We start from the raw sequence: 17,016 nt of genomic DNA, 5'->3' as shown, positions 1-17,016 counted from the left end.
ACGCGAACCATGTACCGGGCCCGTGCCCTCCCTTGTGGCCCGGGAAGGAAGGGCCAGGTGGGCGCACCGTCACGCACGTGCGCCCGCCCGGCCCCTGAGGTCCGGTCAGCCGGCGGCCGCCGGATCGGCCGCCCGGCCGGGACCGGCTCCGTCCCCTCCGTCCGCGCCGTCGTCGTCCCCGACCGCGATGCCCCGGCGCTTCGACGCGTAGACCGCGCCCACGATGACCACGAGGGCCACCACCGCCACCAGCGCCCGCACGCCCGCGCTCGCGTCCGCGCCGTAGCTGAACTGCACCACGGCGGGCGCGATGAGCAGCGCCACCAGGTTCATCACCTTGAGCAGCGGGTTGATCGCCGGGCCTGCCGTGTCCTTGAACGGGTCACCGACCGTGTCCCCGATGACGGTCGCCGCATGGGCCTCGCTGCCCTTGCCGCCGTGGTGGCCGTCCTCGACAAGCTTCTTGGCGTTGTCCCAGGCACCGCCCGAGTTGGCGAGGAACACCGCCATCAGCGTGCCGGCGCCGATCGCGCCCGCCAGGTACGAGCCGAGCGCACCGACGCCGAGCGTGAACCCGACCGCGATCGGTGCCATCACCGCGAGCAGTCCGGGCGTGGCCAGTTCCCGGAGCGCGTCCTTGGTGCAGATGTCGACGACCCGCCCGTACTCCGGCTTCTCCGTGCGGTCCATGATCCCGGGATGGTCGCGGAACTGCCGCCGCACCTCGTACACCACGGCCCCCGCGGACCGGGACACCGCGTTGATGGCCAGTCCGGAGAAGAGGAACACGACCGCCGCGCCGAGGATCAGCCCCACCAGGTTGTTGGGCTGCGAGATGTCGAGGCTCAGCCCCATCTCCCCGGCCGAGGCCCCGACGTCGTCGACCGCGGTGGCGATCGCGTCGCGGTAGGAGCCGAAGAGCGCCGCAGCCGCCAGGACCGCGGTGGCGATGGCGATCCCCTTGGTGATGGCCTTGGTGGTGTTGCCCACGGCGTCCAGATCGGTGAGGACCTGCGCCCCGGCACCGGTGACGTCCCCGGACATCTCGGCGATGCCCTGGGCGTTGTCGGAGACCGGACCGAAGGTGTCCATGGCGACGATCACACCGACCGTGGTCAGCAGCCCGGTCCCGGCCAGCGCCACCGCGAACAGCGCCAGCATGATCGACGTGCCCCCGAGCAGGAAGGCCCCGTAGACGCCGAGACCGATGAGGAGCGCGGTGTAGACGGCCGACTCCAGACCGAGGGAGATGCCCGCCAGGACGACGGTGGCCGGCCCGGTCAGCGAGGACTTCCCGATGTCCCTGACGGGGCGCCGGCTCGTCTCGGTGAAGTACCCGGTCAACTGCTGGATCAGCGCCGCCAGCACGATGCCGATCGCGACGGCGACCAGCGCGAAGACCCGCGGATCGCCGCCGTGCGAGGTGATTCCGGCGTCGGAGACCCCGTCCAGTTCCGCGTACGAGGACGGCAGGTACACGAAGACGGCGACGGCCACCAGCACGAGCGAGATGACGGCCGAGACGAAGAATCCGCGGTTGATCGCGGTCATCCCGCTGCGGTCGGAACGCCTCGGTGCGACCGCGAAGATGCCGATCATCGCGGTGATCACCCCGATCGCCGGCACGATCAGGGGGAAGGCGAGCCCGGAGTCCCCGAAGGCCGCCTTGCCGAGGATGAGCGCGGCGACGAGCGTGACGGCGTACGACTCGAAGAGGTCGGCGGCCATGCCCGCGCAGTCCCCCACGTTGTCGCCCACGTTGTCCGCGATCGTGGCGGCGTTGCGCGGATCGTCCTCCGGAATGCCCTGTTCCACCTTGCCGACCAGATCGGCACCGACATCGGCGGCCTTGGTGAAGATCCCGCCCCCGACCCTCATGAACATCGCGATCAGCGCCGCCCCGAGCCCGAAGCCCTCCAGCACCTTGGGCGCGTCGGCCGCGTAGACGAGGACCACGCAGGAGGCACCGAGGAGCCCCAGGCCCACGGTGATCATGCCGACCACCCCGCCCGTGCGGAATGCGATCTTCATGGCTTTGTGCGAAACGACGGTGAGATCCTTTTCCGGTTCGCCTTCCGCCGGAGTCGCCTCACGCGCGGCGGCCGCCACCCGGACATTGCTCCGCACGGCGAGTCGCATCCCGATGTATCCGGTGGCCGCCGAGAAAAGCGCACCCACCAGGAAGAACACCGAACGACCCACGCGCTGGGACCAGTTGTCGGCCGGAAGCAGCAGGAGAAGGAAGAAGACCACGACGGCGAAGACGCCGACGGTGCGCAACTGCCGGGCCAGATAGGCGTTCGCCCCTTCCTGGACGGCGGCCGCGATCTCTTTCATCCGCTCGCTGCCCTCGCCCGCCGCCAGCACCTGCCTCACCAGCAGACGGGCGACGATCAGCGCGGCGACGGCGACGACCGCGACGACGATCACGATGACGCGATTGTCATCGGTGAGTACCGCGGAAGCCAAAGTGTCGGATGGGTCGGAAAGTGCGGAATGCTGCGTCGGTTCTGCCAGTGATGTGGTGCCGGACCCCGCCATACGTCCTCCTTGACGCTCAGCGCTCAAGTCGTGGACGGATTGTAGGGAGAGGAACACGATCAAAACAGTGCGCGGTAAATACCATTGGCCTTCGTCCACCGAACGGCAATTGATCGGGTTCACCCATTGATCCGAATGCAGTAATGGGCCCAACGCATTCATGAATGATCGCTGATCGCGCATTCATGAAAAGAGGCCCTGCTCAGCAGGGCCTCATGGAAAATGGATCAGGGGCGGTCGTCGGCCCCGTCGGGGCGACCGTCGGGTCGCGTCGGCGTCCGATCCCCATCGGCGACGTCATCGGACGGATTCCCCCCGGATCGCGTACCGCGGAGCGCCGCGGACCGGCCCCGGGCCTCTCGGGTCGCCCGGCGGGGCGCTCAGGGCAGGACGGTCGCGGGCGTCTTCGGCCAGCTCATCCGGATGACTCCGCCGTCGGCCCCCGACCTGACCTCCACGTCGTCGACGAGTCCGCTGATGACCGCCAGGCCCATCTCGTCCTCACCGTCGCCGTCGGTGTCCGGCTCCGGCTCGTCGAGCCCGCCGGGGGCCGCGTCACGGCTTCCGGAACCACCGGACACGGATCCGTCGGCACCGGGACCGGGAACCTCGTCGCCGACCTCGATCGAGAAGGACTTCTCCTCCTCGATCAGGACGACCTTCACGGGGGCCGTGATGCCATGGCTTCGGTGCAGCCCCACCGCCCGGCTGCAGGCCTCCCCCACGGCGAGTCTGACCTCGTCGAGCACGGCTTCGTCGACTCCGGCCCGTCGCGCCACGGCGGCCGCCACGAGGCGGGCCGTTCTGACGTGTTCGGGCTGGGCGCTGAAGCGGAGTTCAACGGTGGCCATGCGATCCCCCTCGAACGTTCGAATGTCTGCGTCGGTGGCCCGGGGAGCATCGCCCGGTTCACCGCCCTGCCTGGGAGGCCCTGCCGTCCGGCCCGCGGCCCCTGTCGGCGACTGCCGACGGCCGACACGGGCCAGGCGCACCACACCACCTCCGGACCGACCGCCGCGTCCACGGAGGAATGCGACCGCAATCCGCCGATCGGGTGACGGGCGACCGAGGACGGGCGCTGACGAGCACCTTCAGCGGGCTCGCCGAACCCGCCCGCCGAGTGTCGGCAGCACGGCGGTGCCCACCCGGCGGCCCGGTCCAAACGGCCCACGTGCCGGCCACACCGCCGGACCGGCTCCACAGCCGGTCCGACCGCGAGCGGAGGGTCAGTCGGTCGCCGCCACGGCCTCGTCGACCGTGGTGTGGATCGGGAACACCTTGGTGAGACCGGTGATCCGGAAAATCTTGAGAATGCGCTCCTGGTTGCACACCAGGCGCAGCGAGCCCTCGTGCGCCCGCACGCGCTTCAGGCCGCCCACGAGCACGCCGAGACCGGTGGAGTCGAGGAAATCGACGCCTTCCATGTCGACAACCAGGTGGTAGCTGCCGTCATTCACCAACTCGACCAACTGCTCGCGCAGCTTGGGCGCGGTATACACATCAATCTCGCCACCGACCTCGACGACCGTACGGTCGCCACCAGGGCCGGACACATTGCGAGTCGACAAGGACAGGTCCACGGATCCTCCAGCACCTTGCTATCGAGCGGTCGCCCCTCGGTCTCCCCGACGGAGTCAGGGGACGGATCGCCAGCCGCGATGGCATTCAATCACTTACGGGCAGCCATGCACGACGCCTTGGGACCATTGTCCGTCTCGCCAGTGACACACTCGGTGCCGATGGCCAAGAATCACCGCCCCAGTCGACCGCCCGGGAGCGCGGGCTCCAGCCCCTCTCCCGACACGGTCCTCGACCGGCTCGCCGCAGGGGCGGGCCGGTCCGCGCGCATCACTCATACGGAGCACTTGCCCCCGCGCGCGGGAACCCATGCCGTCTGGCCCGATCGCATCCGTCCGGAAGTGATCGCCGCGATTCAGGCGGCCGGAATCGGCCATCCGTGGGCCCACCAGGCACTCGCCGCCGAGCACGCCCTCGACGGCGAGTCCGTCGTGATCGCCACCGGCACCGCGTCGGGCAAGTCGCTCGCCTATCTGGCCCCGGTCCTGAGCACCCTCCTGGACGGCTCCGAGGCCCCCAACGGCCGGGGGGCGACCGCCCTGTACCTCGCTCCCACCAAAGCCCTGGCGGCCGACCAGCGCCGTTCCGTCCGGGCACTGGCGGCCCCGCTGGGCAACGGCGTCCGGCCCGCCGTCTACGACGGCGACACCCCGGTGGAAGAACGCGAATGGGTGCGTCAGTACGCCAATTACGTCCTGACCAACCCCGACATGCTGCACCGCGGGATACTCCCGTCCCACCCCCGCTGGTCCTCCTTCCTGCGTGCGCTGCGCTACGTCGTCATCGACGAGTGCCACACCTACCGGGGAGTCTTCGGCTCGCACGTCGCCCAGGTCATACGCAGGCTCCGCCGTCTGTGCGCCCGCTACGGCGCCGACCCGGTCTTCCTCCTCGCCTCCGCCACCTCCGCCGACCCCTCGGTCGCCGCGGGCCGCCTCACGGGACTTCCCGTGACCGAGGTCGCCGACGACGCCTCCCCGCGCGGCGAGATGGTATTCGCCCTGTGGGAGCCGCCCCTGACCGAGCTGCACGGCGAGAAGGGCGCACCCGTCCGGCGCACGGCCACGGCCGAGACCGCCGACCTGCTCACCGACCTGACCGTCCAGGGCGTGCGCTCCGTCGCCTTCGTGCGCTCGCGGCGCGGCGCCGAGCTGATCTCCGTCATCGCCAAGGAACGCCTCGCCGAGGTCGACCGCTCTCTCCCGGCCCGTGTCGCCGCGTATCGCGGGGGCTATCTCCCCGAGGAGCGCCGCGCCCTGGAGCGCGCCCTGCACTCCGGTTCCCTCCTCGGCCTTGCCGCCACCACCGCCCTCGAACTCGGCATCGATGTGTCCGGCCTGGACGCCGTCGTCATCGCGGGATATCCCGGCACCAGGGCCTCCCTGTGGCAGCAGGCCGGGCGCGCGGGGCGCTCGGGCCAGGGCGCGCTCGCCATCCTGGTGGCCCGCGACGACCCGCTGGACACCTTCCTGGTCCACCACCCCGAGGCCCTGTTCCGGCAGCCGGTGGAATCCACCGTCCTCGACCCCGACAACCCGTACGTCCTGGCCCCCCACCTGTGCGCCGCCGCCGCCGAGATGCCGCTCACCGAAGCCGATCTGGCGCTCTTCGGTCCCGCGTCGGCCGAGCTGCTGCCGCAGCTGGAAGCCGCGAAGCTGCTCCGCCGACGGCCCGCCGGATGGCACTGGACCCGGCGCGAGCGCGCCTCCGACCTGACGGACATCCGCGGCGGGGGAGGCCGGCCCGTACAGATCGTCGAGGAGGGCACCGGCCGGCTGCTGGGCACCGTCGACGAGTCCGCCGCGCACACCGCCGTCCACGAGGGCGCGGTCCACCTCCACCAGGGCCGCACCTATCTGGTCCGGAAACTGGACCTCGACGACTCGGTCGCCCTGGTGGAGGACGCCCAGCCGCCGTACTCCACGACCGCCCGCGACACCACCGCCATCACCGTTCTGGAGACCGACACCGAGGTCCCCTGGGGGGACGGCCGGCTGTGCTACGGCTCCGTGGAGGTGACCAACCAGGTCGTCTCCTTCCTCCGCCGCAAGCTGATCACCGGCGAGGTGCTCGGCGAGACCAAGCTCGACCTGCCGCCACGCACGCTGCGCACCCGCGCCGTGTGGTGGACGGTCACCGAGGACCAGCTCGACGCGGCGCGGATCAATCCGGAGATCCTCGGCGGCGCGCTGCACGCCGCCGAGCACGCGTCGATCGGCATGCTGCCTCTCTTCGCCACCTGCGACCGCTGGGACATCGGCGGGGTGTCCGTGCCCCTGCACCCCGACACGCTGCTGCCGACCGTGTTCGTCTACGACGGCCACCCCGGAGGCGCGGGCTTCGCCGAACGCGCCTTCCACACCGCCCGCGAGTGGCTCACCGCGACACGTCAGGCCATCGCCTCCTGCGAGTGCGAGGCGGGCTGCCCCTCCTGCATCCAGTCCCCCAAGTGCGGCAACGGCAACGAGCCGCTGCACAAACGCGGCGCCGTCCGCCTCCTCACCGAACTCCTCCGGCACGCGTGACGCCCCGGGCCCCCACCCGGCCGCCCCGGGGGCCGCAGACCCCCGAAGCACCGGCCGCCCGCGGCCCGCGATCCTTCGGGACGCCGCCCCGAACGGTCGGCCGGGACGGGCGCGCCCCACGCTGCCACCGGTTCCCCGGTGATCGGAGGCACGGCCGACGGAGACACGGCGGGCGTCTCCGACGCCGGACCCGCCCGGGACCTGACCTCGGGCGTGTAGGGGCCACGGCGGACCCGGGCCGTCACATCCGCGATCTCCCCCTGGACGGCGCACCGCACCAGCTCGGCCCCCTGCGCCTCGGCGACCTCCCGGGCCGACCGGCAGGCGGGTTCGGGGCCCTCCAGGGCACGGTCGGCCGCCGCCAGCGCGGCCAGATCGGCGGCGCCCCCGGCCCGGTGCCGGGCCGCCACCGCCTCCCCCAGCGCCAGGACCACGGCGAACACCGCGCACAGCGCCACCGCCGTGACCGCGGCCCACAGGGTCGCCACTCCCCGGTCCCGCCGCTCACCGCAGGCCCCCGACCACCGCGCCGCCACGGGGCCGCTCGTCCGCCGCCGCCCGGTCGCGAACTCCCCGAGCCGCGTCATGGCGCCGCCCCGATCGTGTCCTCGGCCGCGGCGACGGCCTCCGCGTCCAGCGTCACGGTGAGTGGACCGGGGCCGGGTGCCGGCGCCGCGACCCTGACCCGCCACAGTCCATCGGCCCGCACCACCTCGACCCGGGCCCGTCCGGGCGCGGCCGACAGGGCGGCCTCACGTACCGCCGCCTCCGGTTCGGAACGGGCGGCCGCCCGCGCACCGGCCCGTGCCGCGTCCACACAGCGGATCTGCGCCGATGCCGCCATGAGTGCCCACAGAAGGGCCAGCGCGAAGAGGACCAGTACGGGAATCGCCATGGCCGCCTCCGCCGTCACCGCACCCCGGTCCCGGCGCCGCGCGTCACCGCCGAAGGGGCCCTCCCGAGCGGACACCGCCGACCGGCATGCCGCGCTCCCCCCGACCGGCTCAGAATTTCGCATCGAGCGCGTCCTTCAGCAGCGCCTGCATCTGCGCCATCACCGGTGCGCTGGTCACCACCTTGTAGAGCACCGCAGCGAACGCGCAGGCCGCGATGGTTCCGACGGCGTATTCCGATGTCGTCATTCCGCTGTCCGTCCGCATACGCCGCGTCGTGGCCCGGACCCAGCACATGATCATCCGCATGATTTCAAACCCCCGTGAAACGTAGTTGTTCGCATGAATTGCTTTTGAATCGGCCTTTCGGGTCACCCCGTCCGGAGCAGCCCACCCGCCAGTCCGACCACCACGGGCGCCACACCGACGGAAAGGAATGCCGGGAGGAAGCAGAGCCCGACCGGGCCGGTGATCAGCACGCCGGCCCGTTGGGCCCGCGCCAGGGCGGCGCTCGCCCGTTCGGCGCGCAGTGCCCCGGCCAGACGGGCGACCGGCTCCGCCGCGGGCGCACCGGTCGTTCCGGCCCGCTCCAGACAGCGCGCCAGTGCCGAGCCACCCGGTATCCCGCCGAACCGCCCCCAGGCGGCGACCGGGTCGCTCCCGAGCCGGATCTCCGCCGCCGTACGGGCCAGCCGCGTCCCCACGGGCCCGCCGAGGGACGTACCGACCGCCTCGGCCGCCTCCCGAGGGCCGGCCCCCGCGGAGATGCAGGCGGCCAGCAGATCCGCCGCCATCGGCATCTGCCGCAGCGACTCGGCCGCTCTCGCCGCCCGCTCGGCCTCCGCCTCGGCCGCTTCCCCGTAATGGGTGCGCTGCCATCGCCGGGCACCCCAGGCGGCCAGCAGCCCAGTCGCCCATCCCGTAAGGCCACCCATCAGGAACCAGCCCGTCAGCACCACGCCCAGCAACGCGGGCCACTGCCCGAGACCCGAGGCCGCTTTCCGCCACCCTGTTCCACGCGGCGCCGGGTTCATCGGCACCGCGCGCCCCGCCTCCGGAGCCTCCGCGACGGCGACGGCGAACAGCGCCGCTCCTCGTCGCCGTACCCTGCGCCCGGTCCGGTACCGGACCAGCACACGGGCCGACGCCGCGCTCATGCCCAGCAGCAGGGCCGCCGTCCCCACCCTGTGGACAACTTCGGCCGAAGCGATACCGCTCATGGCGCCTCCCCCGCACGTACGATCCGTGCGGCCCACGCCAGGCCGAGCGCTTCGAGGGCTCCGCCCGCCACCAGACAGGCCAGTCCGACCGGATGGTGCAGCAACACCCTCAGCGGGTCCGCCCCGAGCGCCGTTCCCAACGCGATGCCCACGACCGGCAGCAGCGCCAGCACCACGACGGTCGACCAGGCCCCGGTCAGCTGGGCCCTCAACTCCTCTCGTCCACGCCGCTCCGCGCGCAACGCGCTCTCCAGCCGGTCCAGTCCGGCCGCGAGACCCGCGCCGCCGTCCGCGGCCACCCGCCAGCAGGCGGCCACGCCCACGAGCCCCTCCCGCCCGGGTTCGCGCGCGGCCTGGCCCAGCGCGCCGGGGATGTCGCCCCCGAACCGCGCCGCGGCGAACACCCCGGACCAGGACGCGTCCCCCGCACCGACCCCGCGCACGGCGGCGAGCAGGGCCCGCCCCGGCTCAGCGCCCGCTCTCAACTCACCCACCACCGCGCCGCACAGGTCGACCACGGCATCCGCCCGGCGTTCCCCGTCCCGGCGCAGCCTCCTTCCGCGCAGCCACCGCCGCACCACCGGAATCGCGACCACCCCCAGCATCACCGGCAACACAGACGCACCGCATACCGCCAGGACCAGACCCATCGGCAGGCACACCCACTCCCGCCTTTCTGCCGACCACTCCAGGAGACGGCCACGCCCGCCCTCCCAGGTCTCCCGCACAGGGCTCCGCGCCCCGTCCGGTCCGAACATCCCCCAGGCCCTGCGGTGTCCGCGGTTCTGCCCCGAGGCCACCACCCATGCCGCCGCACCCGCGAACAGCGCCGCCGCGTACACCGCCTCCGTCGGCGCGCCGCCGTTCATCCCTCACCGCCGATGAGGGATTCCAGCCGCTCCCAGCCGCGCTCCCGCTCGAAGCCGGACGCTCCCCAGCGCAGTGCCGGAACGGTCACCACCAGCCCGGCCATGTCGCGCTCCAGGACCTGGATCGCGGAGATCCTGCGCCGCCCCGCCCGGTCCCGTACAAGATGGACGACGACCGACAACGCCGCCGCCAACTGGCTGTGCAGCGCCGCCCTGTCCAGCCCTGCCGCCGTGCCCAGCGCCTCCAGACGGGCGGGAACGTGCTCGGCGGCATTCGCGTGGACCGTTCCGCAGCCGCCCTCGTGGCCGGTGTTCAGAGCGGCCAGCAGTTCGGTGACCTCGGCTCCTCGCACCTCTCCGACCACAAGCCTGTCGGGGCGCATCCGAAGGGCCTGCCGCACCAGGTCCCGGAGGGACACCCGTCCCGCGCCCTCCTGGTTCGCGGGACGGGATTCGAGCCGCACCACGTGCGGGTGGTCGGGGCGGAGTTCCGCCGAGTCCTCGGCGAGGACGATCCGCTCCCTCTCCCCCACCGCGCCGAGCATGCTGGACAGGAGGGTGGTCTTCCCCGCGCCCGTACCACCGCTGATCAGATAGGAGACGCGGGCTTCCACCAACGCCCTCAGCACACGGTCGCCGCCCGGCGGCACGGTCCCGGCCCCGACCAGCTCGCGGAGCGAGAAGGCCTTGGGACGCACCACCCTGAGGGAGAGGCACGTCGAGCCGACCGACACGGGCGGCAGCACGGCGTGCATACGGGTGCCGTCGGGCAGCCGGGCGTCCACCCAGGGCCGGGCGTCGTCCAGGCGGCGCCCGGCGACGGCCGCGAGCCGTTGTGCGAGCCGGCGGACCGCGGCCGCGTCGGCGAAGGTCACGTCGGTCAGTTCGAGCCCGCGCCCCCGGTCCACCCACACCCGGTCCGGGGCGGACACCAGCACGTCGGACACATCCGGGTCGGCGAGAAGGGGTTCGAGAAGCCCCGTGCCGACCAGCTCGCCGCGCAACTCGTCCGCCGTGCCGAGTACTTCGACGTCGCCGAGCAGCCTTCCCTGCGCACGCAGCGCGGCCGCCACCCCCGCCGGAGTCGGCGCCGCACCGCTCTGCGCCAGGCGCTGTCGCACCGCGTCCAGCAGCGCCTCGGTCATGACGCGCCTCCCACGACGGAACCCCCGGCGCCCTCTCCGGCAAGTGCCCGGTCCCAGAAGGCCGAGCAGAACCGCGCCAACGGGCCGCGGGCACCGGAACCGGGCGGGTCGCCCCTGTCCTGTTCGGCGAGCAGACCCGGCTCGGTGGGAAGCTCTCCGGCGAGTGGAAGCCCCATCGCCCTCGCCACCCATTGCTCGTCGAGCCCGGACGCGTACGGTCCACGCGTGACGACGCGGAGGTCGCCCAGCACCATTCCGGCCATCGACGCGACCCGCTTCGCCGCCGCGACCGCGCGCAGCTCTCCGGGCACGACCACGAGCCCGAGGTCGAGCTGTGCCAGGGCCTCGGCGGCCGACTCGTCGACCCGGCGCGGGAGGTCGACGACCACCACGCCTCCGAGCCTCCGCGCGGCGGCGAGGACCGCCTGCATGGCCTGCGGCGGAATCACCACCCAGTCGTCCCGGCCCCAGCTGAGCACCCGCAGCCCGTGCAGCGCGGGCAGCGCCTCCTCCAGGGCCCCGCCGCCGACCCTCCCCTTGGAGTGCGCGAAGTCGGGCCAGCGCATCCCTTCGGCGCGCTCGCCGCCGAGCAGGACGTCGATGCCGCCGCCCAGCGGATCGCCGTCGATCAGCATCGTGCGGTGCCCGGCCCGCGCCGCGGTCACCGCGAGTGCGCAGGCCAGCGTGGAGGCACCGGCGCCACCGCGTCCGCCGATCACGCCGACGGTCAGCGCCGGGCGGCCCACGCCCTCGGCCGCGTTGGCGATCTGGTCGACCAGCCAGTTCTCCGCGTCCGGCAGGCGCAGCACGTACTCGGCGCCGATCTCGACGGCCCTGCGCCACACGTCCGGGCTGTCCTGGTCCCGCCCGACGAGCATCACGCCCCGTCTGCGGGAGGCACCGCCGCACCGTGCCGCCGCGTCGTCCCCGACGAGCACCAGGGGTGCCTGCTCCCAGCCGCCCCGCCGGTCGGGCAGCGTGTGATGGACCTCGGGCTCGGCCCCGGCCGCCGCACACAACCGCAACAGATCGTCGAGCAGGTCCACGTCCTCGGTCACGATCAGCGGGCCGCCCCTTCGCGGACCGGCAGTCGGCACACGATCCCGTGCACTGGATTCAGCCACGTTCTCCGCCCCCTTCTTCACTCACCTTCACCGCGGTTCACGGCGCTCTCGGAGTGGCCCGAGAACGGTGATTCCGGAACCCGTGGACTTCACGGGTGGAATCACCGTGCAGCGTTACGGAAAATCGTGTGGATCTTGCTCAAGAACTGTGGACAAGACCGCCCTTGTGAATAACTCCGTAACTCGAACCGGCGACTTCCGGAGAGCACCCCTTCCGCTACGCACCGCGACCGCGCATGCTGGTGCGAGCCGGGTGCGGGCATGGCCCGTCACGAGCGAGAAGGAGGAGAGATGCGCGAAACCGAGCGGCAGAACCGCGTCCGGACATGCGACGACCCCCGCCGGGGGGGAGAGCGGGGGTCGTCCCCACGGCCGACTCGGGGGGGGGGAGGAGTCGGACCGGGTTAGCACGGTCGCGAACGATCCGTGACTTCCATGGTGTACCCGAGCCCCTTCTCAGGCAAACCCACGCGCCGGGGTTTACGCCGAATGGCGGGCCCCTATGCTCTGCCTTGTGGAAAACCGCTTCTTGCCGCGCACAGCTGCCTTCTTCGACCTGGACAAGACGGTCATTGCGAAGTCTTCGACACTGACCTTCAGCAAGTCCTTCTACCAAGGCGGGCTGATCAACCGCCGCGCCGTACTGCGCACCGCGTACGCACAGTTCGTGTTCCTCGCCGGGGGTGCGGATCACGACCAGATGGAGCGGATGCGTGAATATCTGTCATCTCTCTGCAAGGGCTGGAACGTGCAGCAGGTGAAAGAAATTGTCGCCGAGACCCTGCACGACCTGATCGACCCGATCATCTACGACGAGGCCGCCACCCTGATCGAGGAGCACCACACCGCGGGTCGCGACGTGGTGATCGTCTCGACCTCCGGTGCCGAGGTGGTCGAGCCGATCGGCGAGCTGCTGGGCGCCGACCGCGTCGTCGCCACCCGCATGGTCGTCGGTGACGACGGATGCTTCACCGGCGAGGTGGAGTACTACGCGTACGGCCCGACGAAGGCCGAGGCCATCCGGGCCCTGGCCGTGTCGGAGGGGTACGACCTCGCCCGCTGTTACGCGTACAGCGACTCGGCCACCGATGTGCCGATGCTGGAGTCCGTGGGCCACCCGCACGCGGTCAACCCCGATCGGGCGCTGCGCCGTGAGGCGACTCTGCGGGAGTGGCCGATCCTCGTCTTCGACCGCCCGGTCCGACTCAAGCAGCGCCTGCCCGCCTTTTCGATGCCGCCCCGCCCCGCCCTCATGGCGGCCGCCGCCGTCGGTGCGGCGGCCCTCACGGCCGGACTCGTCTGGTACACCGCGCGTCGCCGCGCCACCGCGTCCGCGTAATTCGACCCCTTTGAATTGAACCGACTCGTCCGTAATTGAACGCAAAAGTAAAGAAGTGCCGCCAGCACTTCCGATCACCCGGACCCTGGAGTACAAAGGACTCAACGGCCCGCGAGACCAAGGACATCCGCGAGGATGACCTGAGAACGCAGACAGGCCCCACGGACCGCGCATGGAAACCGGGCACCCACGCGACGTCGACCCGTCGATTACGGGCCAGCCGCACCAGGAGCGGGCAAAGACCCCGGCCTGATGGGCATATATCGAGGACGCTTGGTAACTGGGTGGACATGCCAGCGGCGGTACCGATTCCGGTACCGCCGCAACTCTTTTCCGGGCCGTCCGCGCTCTAGGCGGCGCCCCGCTGAAGTGCCTCGCAGACCGCGGTCGACTCCCGGACACCCAGTTCCACCGACCGTCCGCAGTGCGCGATCCAGGCGGCCATCCCTTCCGGGGTCCCGGACAGATAGCCGTCGAAGGCCTTCACATAGGCGGCCTTGCCCTGCTCGGCATGGCCGACCTCGGCGGGGCAGATCGACTTGGGGTCGAGCCCGCTCCCGATCAGCACGATCCGCTCGGCGGTCCGGGCCACCAGCCCGTTGAAGGAACCGAAGGGGCGCAACGCCAGCAGTTCCCCGTGGACCACGGCGGCCGTCACCAGGGCAGGTGCCGCGCTCCCCGAAAGGATGAGCCCGCTGAGCCCCTCCAGTCGGCCGGCGACCTCCTCGGCGTCCGGCAGCGGGGCCTCGACGAGCGGTTCGTCGACCGGCTCGCCGGCCAGCCGGGGCCGACCGACCGAGTCGTCCGGCGCGGCGCCCCCGGCGGCGACGAGGTGCAGTCGCGCGAGAACGCGCAGCGGGGACTGACGCCAGACGGAAAGCAGCTGGCCCGCCTCGGCGGTCAGCCGCAGAGCGGCCCCGACCACCTGCGCACCGTCGTCGCCACGGAAGTCCGTACGTCGGCGCACCTCCTCCAGGTTCCAGTCGGCACCGGAGAGCGCGGCCGACCCGCGGGCGCCCCGCAGGGCCGCCTCGGCCGTCACTTCGTTGCTGCGACGCCGCATGACGCGGTGGCCGTAGACCCGGTCGACGGCCTTGCGCACGGAGTCCACCGCATCGCTCACGCCCGGCAGGGCGCCCAGGGTGGCAAGCGGGTCCGAGGAAGTCGTACTCATAGGTAGCGAGGCTACGCGCCCCTTGCAGACCCGCCGCCCCGGAGTGGCCTTCTTCACGAACTTCGACAGCACACCGCAGTCATGCGGCTACCCTAGGTGAACATGAAGATCGCTTTCGTAGGGAAGGGCGGCAGCGGGAAGACCACGCTGTCCTCGCTCTTCATCCGCCACCTTGCCGCCAATGAAGCCCATGTCGTCGCCGTGGACGCCGACATCAACCAGCATCTGGGGGCCGCACTCGGCCTCGACGAGGAGGAGTCGGCGGCGCTGCCCGCCATGGGGGCACAGCTGCCTCTGATCAAGGACTATCTCCGCGGCAGCAACCCGCGGATCGCCTCGGCCGAGACGATGATCAAGACGACCCCGCCCGGTGAGGGCTCCCGGCTGCTGCGCGTGGACGAGGACAACCCGATCTACGACGCCTGCGCCCGGACGGTGCGGCTCGACGACGGCGACATCCGGCTGATGGCCACGGGGCCCTTCACGGAGTCGGACCTGGGGGTGGCCTGCTACCACTCCAAGGTCGGCGCGGTGGAGCTCTGCCTGAACCACCTCGTGGACGGTCCGGAGGAGTACGTGGTGGTCGACATGACCGCCGGGTCGGACTCGTTCGCCTCCGGGATGTTCACCCGGTTCGACATGACGTTCCTCGTCGCCGAGCCGACCCGGAAGGGCGTGTCGGTCTACCGGCAGTACAAGGAGTACGCGCGGGACTACGGCGTGGCGCTGAAGGTCGTCGGGAACAAGGTCCAGGGCCCGGACGACCTGGAGTTCCTGCGCGACGAGGTCGGCGACGACCTGCTCGTGACCGTCGGCCACTCCGACTGGGTCCGGGCCATGGAGAAGGGCCGCCCCTCCCGCTTCGAGCTGCTGGAGGCGGACAACCGGATGGCCCTGCAGACCCTGCAGAACGCCGCGGAGGACTCGTACGAGCAGCGGGACTGGGAGCGCTACACGCGCCAGATGGTGCACTTCCATCTGAAGAACGCGGAGAGCTGGGGCAACGAGAAGACGGGCGCCGACCTCGCCGCACAGGTCGACCCGGCCTTCGTGCTCGACGAGAGGTCGGCACGGGCCGGGGCCGCGCTGCCCGCCTGAGCCGGTCGGGTGCCGGGCCTGTCCGAGCGCTCGCGGACGGGCCCGGCACCCACGCGGGACCCGGAGGCCCGCCGTACGCGTCCTAGCGGGCAGCTCGCTTACCGGGGGCGCCCGCGAGGAAGGTCGACCAGCCGGCCGTCGGCGCCTGGCCGACCTTCAGCGTGCCGAGCTTCGCGAGGGTCGCGGGGTCCTGCGCGTCCAGCCAGTCCGCCAGTTGCCTGAAGGACACGCAGCGCACGCCTTCCTTGGTGCAGACGGTCCGGATCGTCTCCTCGACGGCCCGCATATAGGTGCCGCCGTTCCAGGACTCGAAGTGATTGCCGATGATCAGGGGTGCCCGGTTGCCGCCGTACGAACGGTCGAAGGCCTGGATCAGGCCGTCTCGCATCTGATTGCCCCAGTACTCGTGCTGGTCCGGGTCGCCCTGGGTCGTACCGGACTGGTTGAACATGAAGTTGTAGTCCATCGAGAGCGTCTCGAACGCGCGCCCCGGCACCGGCACGAGCTGCATCGAGAGGTCCCAGATTCCTCCCTTCTTCTTGGGCCAGACCTGGTCGTTGACGCCGCTGGAGTCGTAGCGGAAGCCCATGTCGCGCGCGGCGGCGACCATGTTCTTCTGCCCTTCCAGGCAGGGGGTCCGGCCGCCGACGAGTTCCTTGTCGTAGTCGAAGGGCAGCGCCTTCTCGTTCTTGAGCGACGGGTCGTTCGTCCTCCAGCTCTTCACGAAGGACTTGGCCTGGCTGATCTCGCTCTTCCACTCCTCGACGGACCAGGTGCCGACGCCTCCGTCGTTGCCGCAGAAGTGACCGTTGAAGTGGGTGCCGATCTCGTTGCCGTCCAGCCAGGCGCCCCGGACCTGGGCGAGGGTGTCGCGGATGCCCTTGGTGTCGTTGAACCCGATGTCGGAACTGCCTGCGTTGTGCTTGGGCGGGTCGTAGAGCGCGCGCTTGGCCTCCGGCAGCAGGTACACCCCGCTGAGGAAGTACGTCATGGTCGCGTCGTACTTCTTCCCCACCTCGCGAAAGTGCGAGAAGAGCCGCTGGCTGTCCTCACCGGCGCCGTCCCAGGAGAACACCACGAACTGCGGGGGCTTCTGACCGGGCATCAGGCGCTTGACGGCCGGCTGCTTCGGCTGGATGCCGGTGAAGGCGGTGGAACCGTCGCCGATGGCACGGAACACGCTCTTGGGCGCGGCCCCCTCGGCCTTCTCCTTCACACCGGCGGCCCCCTTGGCCACGCCGGAGGAAGCGTCCCGGTCGGCCCCCGCCCCGGAGCATCCGGCGGCGCCCGCGACCAGCGCGACGGTCATGACACCCAAGGCGATCCTCTTCGCGGCGGCCATCATCCGCCCACCCTCTTCCTCGCAGTAATCGTGTGCGCGAACGCGCCGACATGGCGCGGTCAAAGTCGCACGCACTGCACAGAAATTCGGGCGACAGGCCGTATGAAAAGATACTTATTCACTTGAATGGGTGCTTAGATAGCCTGTTTGACCGTAATCCTGGACACG

14 protein-coding genes and 1 pseudogene are annotated in these 17,016 nt (G+C 71.4%); 3 read left to right on the top strand and 12 right to left on the bottom strand.

Going from position 1 to position 17,016, the window contains the following annotated elements; genetic code table 11:
* Positions 1–105: 105 nt before the first annotated feature.
* The 3 genes from ACFVDM_RS31880 to ACFVDM_RS31870 all read right to left on the bottom strand — a co-directional run bounded on the left by ACFVDM_RS31880 (position 106) and on the right by ACFVDM_RS31870 (position 4,121).
* On the bottom strand, positions 106–2,541 hold the full coding sequence (locus tag ACFVDM_RS31880) for a sodium-translocating pyrophosphatase (RefSeq protein WP_383648544.1): 2,436 nt from the start codon (positions 2,539–2,541) through the stop codon (positions 106–108).
* A 380-nt stretch (positions 2,542–2,921) separates the two neighbouring features.
* Positions 2,922–3,392 (bottom strand): ATP-binding protein, encoded by a 471-nt coding sequence (locus ACFVDM_RS31875; RefSeq protein ID WP_383648541.1) that lies wholly within the window; start codon positions 3,390–3,392, stop codon positions 2,922–2,924.
* Between the two features lie 375 nt (positions 3,393–3,767).
* Positions 3,768–4,121: an STAS domain-containing protein gene (locus ACFVDM_RS31870; RefSeq protein WP_003967428.1), complete on the bottom strand. Its 354-nt coding sequence runs from the start codon at positions 4,119–4,121 to the stop codon at positions 3,768–3,770.
* Between the two features lie 78 nt (positions 4,122–4,199).
* On the opposite strand from ACFVDM_RS31870, the gene ACFVDM_RS31865 reads away from it, so the two are divergent.
* Positions 4,200–6,644 carry a DEAD/DEAH box helicase gene (locus tag ACFVDM_RS31865; protein ID WP_383648538.1) on the top strand — a complete coding sequence of 815 codons (2,445 nt, stop codon included), beginning with the start codon at positions 4,200–4,202 and terminating at the stop codon, positions 6,642–6,644.
* 245 nt (positions 6,645–6,889) lie between these two features.
* Here the strand turns inward: ACFVDM_RS31865 and ACFVDM_RS31860 are convergent.
* The 7 genes and pseudogenes from ACFVDM_RS31860 to ssd form a co-directional block, all read right to left on the bottom strand.
* Positions 6,890–7,231 (bottom strand): annotated as a pseudogene (locus ACFVDM_RS31860) (Rv3654c family TadE-like protein); the annotation flags it as partial.
* On the bottom strand, positions 7,228–7,662 hold the full coding sequence (locus tag ACFVDM_RS31855) for a TadE family type IV pilus minor pilin (RefSeq protein ID WP_383648535.1): 435 nt from the start codon (positions 7,660–7,662) through the stop codon (positions 7,228–7,230). The pseudogene ACFVDM_RS31860 and the gene ACFVDM_RS31855, both read right to left, overlap by 4 nt.
* A complete protein-coding gene (locus ACFVDM_RS31850) occupies positions 7,649–7,846 on the bottom strand; it encodes a DUF4244 domain-containing protein (protein WP_383648532.1) in 198 nt (65 codons plus the stop codon). Before ACFVDM_RS31850 ends, ACFVDM_RS31855 begins: the two co-directional genes overlap by 14 nt.
* Before the next feature lie 62 nt (positions 7,847–7,908).
* A complete protein-coding gene (locus ACFVDM_RS31845) occupies positions 7,909–8,757 on the bottom strand; it encodes a type II secretion system F family protein (RefSeq protein WP_383648528.1) in 849 nt (282 codons plus the stop codon).
* Entirely contained in the window at positions 8,754–9,626 is an 873-nt protein-coding gene (locus ACFVDM_RS31840; RefSeq protein WP_383648525.1) for a type II secretion system F family protein, read from the bottom strand. Before ACFVDM_RS31840 ends, ACFVDM_RS31845 begins: the two co-directional genes overlap by 4 nt.
* Positions 9,623–10,771 (bottom strand): TadA family conjugal transfer-associated ATPase, encoded by a 1,149-nt coding sequence (locus tag ACFVDM_RS31835; RefSeq protein ID WP_383648522.1) that lies wholly within the window; start codon positions 10,769–10,771, stop codon positions 9,623–9,625. The genes ACFVDM_RS31840 and ACFVDM_RS31835 overlap by 4 nt, the downstream gene beginning before the upstream one ends.
* Positions 10,768–11,829 carry a septum site-determining protein Ssd gene (gene ssd, locus ACFVDM_RS31830; RefSeq protein ID WP_383648519.1) on the bottom strand — a complete coding sequence of 354 codons (1,062 nt, stop codon included), beginning with the start codon at positions 11,827–11,829 and terminating at the stop codon, positions 10,768–10,770. The genes ACFVDM_RS31835 and ssd overlap by 4 nt, the downstream gene beginning before the upstream one ends.
* Positions 11,830–12,397: 568 nt before the next feature.
* Here ssd and ACFVDM_RS31825 point away from each other — a divergent pair.
* Positions 12,398–13,234 (top strand): HAD family hydrolase, encoded by an 837-nt coding sequence (locus ACFVDM_RS31825; RefSeq protein ID WP_383648517.1) that lies wholly within the window; start codon positions 12,398–12,400, stop codon positions 13,232–13,234.
* Between the two features lie 349 nt (positions 13,235–13,583).
* Here the strand turns inward: ACFVDM_RS31825 and ACFVDM_RS31820 are convergent, their stop codons facing one another.
* Positions 13,584–14,408 carry an oxidoreductase gene (locus ACFVDM_RS31820; protein WP_383648514.1) on the bottom strand — a complete coding sequence of 275 codons (825 nt, stop codon included), beginning with the start codon at positions 14,406–14,408 and terminating at the stop codon, positions 13,584–13,586.
* Between the two features lie 102 nt (positions 14,409–14,510).
* Between ACFVDM_RS31820 and ACFVDM_RS31815 the strand changes: the two genes are divergently transcribed.
* Positions 14,511–15,506 (top strand): ATP-binding protein, encoded by a 996-nt coding sequence (locus ACFVDM_RS31815; RefSeq protein ID WP_383648512.1) that lies wholly within the window; start codon positions 14,511–14,513, stop codon positions 15,504–15,506.
* 82 nt (positions 15,507–15,588) lie between these two features.
* On the opposite strand, the gene ACFVDM_RS31810 is transcribed toward ACFVDM_RS31815, so the two are convergent.
* The gene (locus tag ACFVDM_RS31810; protein WP_383648510.1) at positions 15,589–16,851 is read right to left on the bottom strand and encodes a hypothetical protein; all 1,263 of its coding nucleotides are present in this window, start codon (positions 16,849–16,851) and stop codon (positions 15,589–15,591) included.
* Positions 16,852–17,016 lie beyond the last annotated feature (165 nt).

The sequence above is a fragment of the Streptomyces sp. NPDC057682 genome, from assembly GCF_042799575.1.
In the GTDB taxonomy this organism is placed as follows: Bacteria; Actinomycetota; Actinomycetes; order Streptomycetales; family Streptomycetaceae; genus Streptomyces.
Note: the sequence above shows the minus strand (reverse complement) of the source record. Positions and strands in the feature narration are given on the sequence as shown.

Bases quoted from the DNA above. Each gene is read 5' to 3' on its own strand.
- ACFVDM_RS31865 (WP_383648538.1), top strand. From the start codon at position 4,200: ATGGCATTCAATCACTTACGGGCAGCCATGCACGACGCCTTGGGACCA.
- ACFVDM_RS31815 (WP_383648512.1), top strand. From the start codon at position 14,511: ATGAAGATCGCTTTCGTAGGGAAGGGCGGCAGCGGGAAGACCACGCTG.
- ACFVDM_RS31845 (WP_383648528.1), bottom strand. From the start codon at position 8,757: ATGAGCGGTATCGCTTCGGCCGAAGTTGTCCACAGGGTGGGGACGGCG.
- ACFVDM_RS31850 (WP_383648532.1), bottom strand. From the start codon at position 7,846: ATGCGGATGATCATGTGCTGGGTCCGGGCCACGACGCGGCGTATGCGG.
- ACFVDM_RS31855 (WP_383648535.1), bottom strand. From the start codon at position 7,662: ATGCGAAATTCTGAGCCGGTCGGGGGGAGCGCGGCATGCCGGTCGGCG.
- ACFVDM_RS31840 (WP_383648525.1), bottom strand. From the start codon at position 9,626: ATGAACGGCGGCGCGCCGACGGAGGCGGTGTACGCGGCGGCGCTGTTC.
- ACFVDM_RS31825 (WP_383648517.1), top strand. From the start codon at position 12,398: ATGCTCTGCCTTGTGGAAAACCGCTTCTTGCCGCGCACAGCTGCCTTC.
- ACFVDM_RS31875 (WP_383648541.1), bottom strand. From the start codon at position 3,392: ATGGCCACCGTTGAACTCCGCTTCAGCGCCCAGCCCGAACACGTCAGA.
- ACFVDM_RS31880 (WP_383648544.1), bottom strand. From the start codon at position 2,541: ATGGCGGGGTCCGGCACCACATCACTGGCAGAACCGACGCAGCATTCC.
- ACFVDM_RS31835 (WP_383648522.1), bottom strand. From the start codon at position 10,771: ATGACCGAGGCGCTGCTGGACGCGGTGCGACAGCGCCTGGCGCAGAGC.
- ACFVDM_RS31820 (WP_383648514.1), bottom strand. From the start codon at position 14,408: ATGAGTACGACTTCCTCGGACCCGCTTGCCACCCTGGGCGCCCTGCCG.
- ACFVDM_RS31810 (WP_383648510.1), bottom strand. From the start codon at position 16,851: ATGATGGCCGCCGCGAAGAGGATCGCCTTGGGTGTCATGACCGTCGCG.